This is a genomic window from Streptomyces colwelliae (genome assembly GCF_048158785.1).
In the GTDB taxonomy this organism is placed as follows: Bacteria; Actinomycetota; Actinomycetes; order Streptomycetales; family Streptomycetaceae; genus Streptomyces.
On the sequence record NZ_JBLTJC010000473.1, the window covers coordinates 1 to 7149 of the forward strand.

Consider the following 7149-nt stretch of genomic DNA (forward strand, 5'->3'; position numbering starts at 1 on the left):
ACCCGCCCCGCCACCGCCCCCAACTGCTCGGTGTCCAGCTCGAGTTTCTCCCGCCGCGTATCGAGCCGGGAGATCTCCAGCAGGTCCTCCGTGAGTGTGCGCAACGCGGCCACCCGGTCCCGCACCAACTCGGTCGGCCGCCCCGGAGGCAACAACTCGGCCGCCGCGTGCAACCCAGTCAACGGCGTACGCAACTCATGGGCCACATCCGCCGTGAACCGCTGCTCGCTCAGCAACTTCCCCTGCAACGACGAGGCCATCGTGTCCAGCGCGGCGGCCACCGCGGCCACCTCGTCCTGAGGCAGGGTCACGTCCTTGGTACGCGGATCGTCGACCCGCGCGTCCAGGTCACCCGCGCTGATCCGCCGCGCGACCTGCGCGGTCCCGTGCAACCGCCGGGTCACCCGGGTCACCGCGAACGCGCCGACCAGCAGCGTCGCCCCGATCGCGAGCGCCGAGGACCAGACGATCGCCCGGTCAAGGCCGGCGATGGTGTTCGAGCCCTGCGAGTAGTCGACCCCCACGGCCAGCACCCGGTCGCCGGAGGCGGGCCCCGCCGCCCACATCGTGGGGCGCCCCCGATGTCTGCCGACCATCGTGCCGCGCTCCCCGGCCGCCGCCAGTTCTCGTAGAGGCGCGGGCAGGTCCTCGGGATCGACGCCGGCGCCGCGCACGAGCGAGTCCCCGGCCTCGTACTGCGTCGTCGCCTCCTTCAGCCGCGACAACGCGAGGCCACGGGCCTGGCCGACGGTCTGATCGGTCACCGAGACATGCACGAGTACGCCGAGCAGGGCGGCCAGCGCGCAGCACATCACGGTGATGAACACGCCGGCCTTGAAGGCGAGGGTCCCGGCCCACCGGGGCAGCGCGAGCCCCGTCACGGGGTCGCCGCGGTGGTGGGCACCGGTGTCGCCCGGCGGACCCCGTGCTTACGGCTGCCCGTACGCAGGAACTCGTCGTGGGTCAGCAGCATCGCCTTCTGGTCCGCGTCCCACGTCCACTGCACGCGGTACTCGTACCCCGCGAGCTCCGACGGCGAGCGGATGATCACCGAGCGCCCGGCCAGTTCGACCCCGCTGACCGCGTCGTCGTTGGCCATGACCTGCACGAGCTTGTGCTTCTCGACGGTGTAGACGCGTACGGCGGTCATCTTGGTCGGCAGGAGACGGAACCCGAGCGTGAGGTCGTCGTGCCCGTCGCCGGTGAGGTCGCGGTAGTAGGGCCTGAGGACGGGGCAGGCGCTACGGTCCCCACCCTTCTCGCAGTCCCCGATCCGCTCGGCCGTCCCCCGGTACGGCGCCTTGGAACCGTCGTAGTCGCTGGGATTCGCGGCGATCTCCGCCCGTACGACGGCGATCGGGTCCACCTCGCGGATGTCGTCGCCGGGGACGGTGACGCCCTTCACGGTCTCCGTGTCCGCCTCGTCGAAGTCGTAGGCGGGGGAGGAGGCGGGCGACAGATTCGGCCAAAGCTTGGCGGGGCTGGTCGCCGTGGGGGTGGCGCCCGCGCCCCGCAGTGCGCCGGTGTCACCGCAGGCCACCGCGGTAGCGAGCAGGAGAGCGACGGTGGCGGTGGTGCGGGCGGTACGCATGGGGCGCGCGGGACGCACAGGGCGCACGGGACGACTGGACGGCACTGCTCTCCTGCGGGGCGCTGGTGTGGGACCCGTACACCCTATTCGTACGGAAGTCCTTTTTGTTCATGTGCGCGGGTGGGTTGAGGGAACGATTACTCGGCCAGTTCCTCCAGCAGCCGGGCCGTGGAGAGTCCCGTCCGCAGGTACTCGACGAACAGTTCGTTGTGGAGGGCCCACGGGGAGCGGCGGGAGCGGATCAGCCGTATCGCCTCCTCGGTGGAGTGCCCGCGGCGGACCAGAGCGTGGGCGACGACCAGGCCCGACCGGTTGTAGCCGTGGTAGCAGCGCACGAGGACCTTCCGTCCCTCGTCCAGCGCGTCGCAGGCGGCGACGGCCAGCCGCATCACGCCGGCGAGCTGCGTCCCGTCCAGCGGCCCGTCCGGAATCGGCCACACATGGTGCTCGACACCGGTGTCGGGCCCGTGCCCCGGCAGCCGCAGCAGTGTCTGCACGAGATCGAACTCGTCCCGCACCACCGCGAACTCCAGTTGCCCCGACCGCCCCCTGAACTCGTGTCCGCCCATCCACAGACCGGGCGTGATCTCGCTCCACGGACTGTCCGGAGCGGGTACGTCGGGTTGCTTCCTGCGCGTCCGCAACGGCGCCTCCCCAAGCCCCAGCGACTGACCCAAAGGTAACCGGGTTCTTGCCCCTTGAGCACCCCGCCTGTTCCCATGGTCGAGGGGTGATGGTGCATGAACGGACTGCGCGTCATACCGACCTGGCGCCACGGCCAGGAACGGCTGTACGTCTGCCACACCGACGGAAGGAACGTCGCCTGGTACGACAGGGAGGCGGCCCGGATCAACCTGCTGAGCGAGGACCGCAGAGAGGACGTCCTGCACGCCCTCGGCCCCTTCCTCACCGGCCCGGTCACCGTGGGCCCGCCTCCGGTACCGACCCCGGCGGAACTCGCGCGGCTCTCCCTCCTCCCGGACGACGACCTGGCCCCCAACCGCCCCGGCGAGGCACTCCACGTGGCCCTCGACCGAGACCCGGGCCCGCAGCGCCGCCTCCGTCCCGACCCGAGGCACCGCGCGTTGACCGCCGAACAGGCGGTGGGCCAGGCCCTGGACGATCTCGACGGCGCGGGCTGGCACACCCTCCACTCCATCCCGCTCCCCGGCGGCGACCGCCTCCACCACCTGCTGATCGGCCCCGGCGGCCTCTTCGCCCTGCACACGCTGTACGCCCGCAAACAACGCGTCCAGATCACCGACCCCATGGTCGCCCTGGGCCGCCGCGACCCCCTCCCCCTGCTCCGCCGGGCCCGCTCCGACGCGAACCGCGCGTCGTACGCGCTGACGGCCGAGGTCCACCCGATCCTCGCCCTGGCCGGCCCGGCGGACGTCCGGGTGACCACGCCGCTGCGCGAGGTCCGCGTACTCCAGGACACGGAGTTGTCCGGACTGGCAAGGACGGGCGGGGTGTTGAAGCCCGCGGATGTGGAGGCGCTGCACGCGATGGCGAGGGACCGGCATACGTGGGGGAGGGTGTGAGCTACTTCAGCGGCCTGAAGTAGTGGGCGAGCGCGAGATCACCGATACGCGTGCCGATGCGGTTGGCGACGATGTCGCTCGTGCGGAAGTGGATCCCGGCCCAGACCCGGGCGTTGATCACGTCCTGGTTGTAGGCGGCCGCGGTCGTGTATGTACGGGCGGTGCCCGTCACGGCGGACGAGATACGGAAGTCGATGTCACCGCCGGTCAGGCGGGACAGGACGCGCATCGCCGCGCCGTCGTAGGTGCAGTGGCCGCTCATGTAGTCCGGGTAGGGAGGCGTGTCGAGCAGGGGCGCCCAGGACGGGTCCGGTGCGGTGGCCGGGTTGCCGTCGGTGTCGGCCAGCTGGATCGCGGTGATGGGGCGCCACTGGCCGTACGTCAGCTTGGTGTTCCACGCGGTGATGGTGGCGTCGGCCGTTGCCGTGCCCGCGGCCGCGAACAGTCGGGCCGCGTCCACGAGGCCCAGCCCGTGGCGGGTGGTGTAGCCGCGGTAGGCGGCCTGGAACTGCACCGGCAGCACGTCACCGAAGAACAGCCCGGTCTCGGTCTGTGCGGCGGTCCGCGCCGAGCCGGTCTTCCCTCCCATGGCCTTCACCTCGGCGAAGTCCCTGGCGTACTGCTTCGAAGTGAGCTTGGGCGGCGGTACGGGCCGTAGCTGATCCGGTGAGTCGAGCAGCATCGGCCGGACCTTCGCGAGCCACGGCACGGCCATCGGCGCGTTGGCGGGCGGGGTGGGCCGCCAGACGCCGGGCGCGGGCGGCTTGTCGAACGTCACCGGAGCGCCGCGCCCGTCGTTCTCGCGCAGCTGCACGATCCGTGCGGCGGCCCGCTCGCCGAAGGCGACGCCCTGGTCCTCGGCCGTCCCGTCGGGGATCTTGGCGAGGGAGGCGGAGTAGGCGGCGTCGAGCCGGGCCTGTGAAGCCGGGAAGTAGGTGAGCAGGACGCGGTGGGCGGCGGCCGCGGCGGCGGCTTCCGGGGAGGCGGACCGGGGCCCGCGCTCGTGCCACTTGTACTCGGTGTAGCGGCCTTCGATGCCGACGACCGCGTTGTAGACGGCGGCCGAGACGAAGCCGTACCAGAGGAACTGCTCCGCTCCGGGACGCTTGGCGTCACCGTTGACCGTGGCTACGGCGGTCTCGCTCCAGTCGGTGATCACCTCGGGGTTCGCGGCGGGTGCGGAAACCGCGGCGGCGGTCGGGGCCCAGGGCACGGCGCCCAGGGTCAGGACCGTCAGGCCGGCGAGGAGGCTGCGGCGGACGGTGCGGGAACGTGGTGCTGTCAATCCATGCCGGTCCTTACTCATGGGTGACCCCCTTGGCTTTTTTGGTTGGGCCAAGGGTGGACCTGCCGCCGGACGGACCGGGGAATTCCGCGATTTGGTCAGCCCGCTGAACTCAGGGCAGTGGAGCGGCGTGCTCCGGGCCGAGGAGCGGGGCGAGCAGATCACCGTGGTCCCGCAGGCGGGGGCCCATGTCCGGGGCGAGGAGGGCGAGTTGGCGAGGGGAACGGCACGCCTCGATCTCTTCCCAGGTCACAGGTGCGGAGACGGTCGGCTCAGACCGCGCCCGCAACGTATAAGGCGTGGCCGTCGTCTTCCGCGCGGCGTTCTGGCTCCAGTCGACGAACACCTTCCCCGGCCGCAGACTCCGCGTCATCCGATGCACGACGAGCCGGGGCAAGGCCTTCTCCGCCTCGACGGCCAACTCCTTCGCGTACTCGACCGCCCGCTCCGAAGGCACCGGCTCCACCCCCGCCAACAGATGCAACCCCTTCGCCCCGGACGTCTTGACGTACGCCTCGATCCCGTCCACCGCCAGCCGCTCCCGCAGCCACACCGCGACCTCGCAGCACTCCACGACGGTCGCCGGCGCCCCCGGATCGAGGTCGAAGACCAGCCGGTCGGCGAGGCCCGGCGCCCCGATCACCCACTGCGGCGTATGGAACTCGGTGACGAGATTCGCGGCCCACATCAGCGACGCCAGATCCTGCACCAGAACCATCCGGGCCGGCCCCTCCGACCGGGGCACTTCCGCGGTGGTGACCCAGTCGGGCGTACCAGGCGGCACGTTCTTGGTGAAGAACACCTGACCGTCCGGCCCGTCCGGGTAGCGCAGGAAGGACACCGGCCGGTCCCGCAGATGGGGCAGCAGAACCTCGGCGGTGGTGGCGTAGTAGTGCAGGACCTCGCCCTTGGTGAAGCCGGTCGCCGGGTACAGCACCTTGTCCAGGTTGCTGAGCGCGAGCCTTCGCCCCTCCACCTCTGTGATCGGCGTCATACGATGAGAATCCCACGGAAACGTGACGAACCGGACGTGGGCCAGAATCGCGAGCCGGAATCGGAAGGCGGGTGCGGCAGGTGCGATCCATATGGAACGGCGCCATCTCCTTCGGCCTGGTCAGCATCCCGATCAAGCTGGTGAACGCGACCGAGAGCCACTCCGTCTCCTTCCGCCAGATCCACACGGAGGACGGCGGCCGCATCCGCTACCGCAAGGTCTGCGAACTGGAGGACCGTGAGGTCGCCCAGGCCGAGATCGGCAAGGCGTACGAGGACGCGGACGGCACGATGATCCCTATCACGGACGAGGATCTGGCCCAGCTGCCGATCCCGACGGCGAAGACGATCGAGATCGTGGCGTTCGTGCCGGCCGACCGGATCGACCCGCTCCAGATGGACGCGGCGTACTACCTCTCCGCGAACGGCGTCCCCGCGGCCAAGCCGTACACCCTGCTGCGCGAGGCGCTGAAGCGCAGCCAGAAGGTGGCCATCGCGAAGTACGCGCTGCGGGGCCGCGAACGCCTCGGCATGCTGCGCGTGGTCGACGACGTGATCGCCATGCACGGCCTGCTCTGGCCGGACGAGATCCGCGTCCCCGAGGGCGTCGCCCCCGACACGAGCGTCACCGTCCGCGACAAGGAACTCGACCTCGCGGACGCCCTCATGGACACCCTGGGCGAGGTCGACCTCGCGGACCTCCACGACGACTACCGCGAGGCGGTCGAGGAGATGATCACCGCGAAGGCCTCCGGCGAACAGCCCGCGACGTCCCCGTCCCCGGCCCCCGGCGCCAAGGTCCTGGACCTGATGGCGGCCCTGGAGAAGAGCGTCCGCGAGGCGAAGGAGTCGCGCGGCGAGGAGCCGGCCGACACGGAAACGGCAACGAAGGCCCAGGTCAGACGTATCGCACCCCGAGCGACCCCCAAACAGACCCCGGGCAAGAAGTCGACCTCCACGGCAACGAAGAAGACGACAGCGGCGAAGAAGTCGCAGTCGCAATCCTCGGCGTCGACATCGGCATCGGCGAAGAAGTCGACCCGGACGACCAAAAAGACAACGGCGACCAAGTCCACGCCGACGGCGAAGAAGACCCCGGCAAAGAAGGCAACTCCCCGCAAGCGAACGGCTTGAGCGGCAGTTTTCTTACCGGTCTTCGCGTAGCGCTACCCAACCCACGGCCACCGTGACGAAGCCGATCGCGCCCGCGAAGGAGTCGCCGCAGAAGAAGGCAACTCCCCGCAAGCGAACGGTTTGAGCGGCAGCTTTCTTACGGGTCCCAGCGCAGTGCTACCCCACCCACGGCCACCGCGCCCGCGAAGGCGCCGCTGGTGAAGAAGCCAACTCCCAGCAAGCGAGCGGCTTGTGCCGCACCCCCTCGCCAGTCTCCGCGTAGCGCTACCTGCCCCACCGCAACGAAGTCCACCGCGCCGGCGAAGACCTGGGCCAAGAAGGCGACCCGCAAGCGATCGGCTTGAGCCGCAGCCTCCTCGCCGGTCCCCGCGTAGCGCTACCCCACCCGCTGCCACCGTCGCCGCGACCGCGACCAAGCTCACCCCGCCCGCGAAGAAACCTCGGCAAGAATCGCAGCGAAGATCCCGACAGGAAGCCCCCCCGGGCAGGACCTCGTAGCGCTTCTTCTGGCCGCGGGCCGGCTGCTCGGACGCGAGTGCCCTGATCTGGCCCTCGGCCTCCAGTTTTCCCAGCTCGCGATAGATCTGCTGGAGCGTCGCCGG

Annotated in this window: 7 protein-coding genes and 1 pseudogene; 2 read left to right on the plus strand and 6 right to left on the minus strand. The window is 70.6% G+C overall.

The window, feature by feature from the left end; genetic code table 11:
• The 3 genes from ACNFOC_RS48075 to ACNFOC_RS48085 form a co-directional block, all read right to left on the minus strand.
• A partial coding sequence (locus ACNFOC_RS48075; protein ID WP_416965322.1) for a histidine kinase dimerization/phospho-acceptor domain-containing protein occupies nt 1-881 on the minus strand: 881 nt, incomplete at its 3' end.
• Entirely contained in the window at nt 878-1591 is a 714-nt protein-coding gene (locus ACNFOC_RS48080; protein ID WP_416965323.1) for a hypothetical protein, read from the minus strand. The genes ACNFOC_RS48080 and ACNFOC_RS48075, both read right to left, overlap by 4 nt.
• Nucleotides 1592-1728: 137 nt before the next feature.
• On the minus strand, nt 1729-2235 hold the full coding sequence (locus ACNFOC_RS48085) for a protein-tyrosine phosphatase family protein (protein ID WP_416965324.1): 507 nt from the start codon (nt 2233-2235) through the stop codon (nt 1729-1731).
• A 96-nt stretch (nt 2236-2331) separates the two neighbouring features.
• On the opposite strand from ACNFOC_RS48085, the gene ACNFOC_RS48090 reads away from it, so the two are divergent.
• Complete coding sequence (locus ACNFOC_RS48090) at nt 2332-3135, plus strand: nuclease-related domain-containing protein (RefSeq protein ID WP_416965325.1); 804 nt, start codon at nt 2332-2334, stop codon at nt 3133-3135.
• Between the two features lies 1 nt (nt 3136).
• Here the strand turns inward: ACNFOC_RS48090 and ACNFOC_RS48095 are convergent, their stop codons facing one another.
• Nucleotides 3137-4420 (minus strand): hypothetical protein, encoded by a 1284-nt coding sequence (locus ACNFOC_RS48095; protein WP_416965326.1) that lies wholly within the window; start codon nt 4418-4420, stop codon nt 3137-3139.
• A 112-nt stretch (nt 4421-4532) separates the two neighbouring features.
• Complete coding sequence (ligD, locus tag ACNFOC_RS48100; RefSeq protein WP_416965327.1) at nt 4533-5414, minus strand: non-homologous end-joining DNA ligase; 882 nt, start codon at nt 5412-5414, stop codon at nt 4533-4535.
• Nucleotides 5415-5494: 80 nt separating this feature from the next.
• Here ligD and ku point away from each other — a divergent pair, with 80 nt between their 5' ends.
• Entirely contained in the window at nt 5495-6547 is a 1053-nt protein-coding gene (gene ku, locus ACNFOC_RS48105) for a non-homologous end joining protein Ku (RefSeq protein ID WP_521986848.1), read from the plus strand.
• A gap of 476 nt (nt 6548-7023) precedes the next feature.
• Here the strand turns inward: ku and ACNFOC_RS48110 are convergent.
• Nucleotides 7024-7149 (minus strand): annotated as a pseudogene (locus ACNFOC_RS48110) (PadR family transcriptional regulator); the annotation flags it as partial.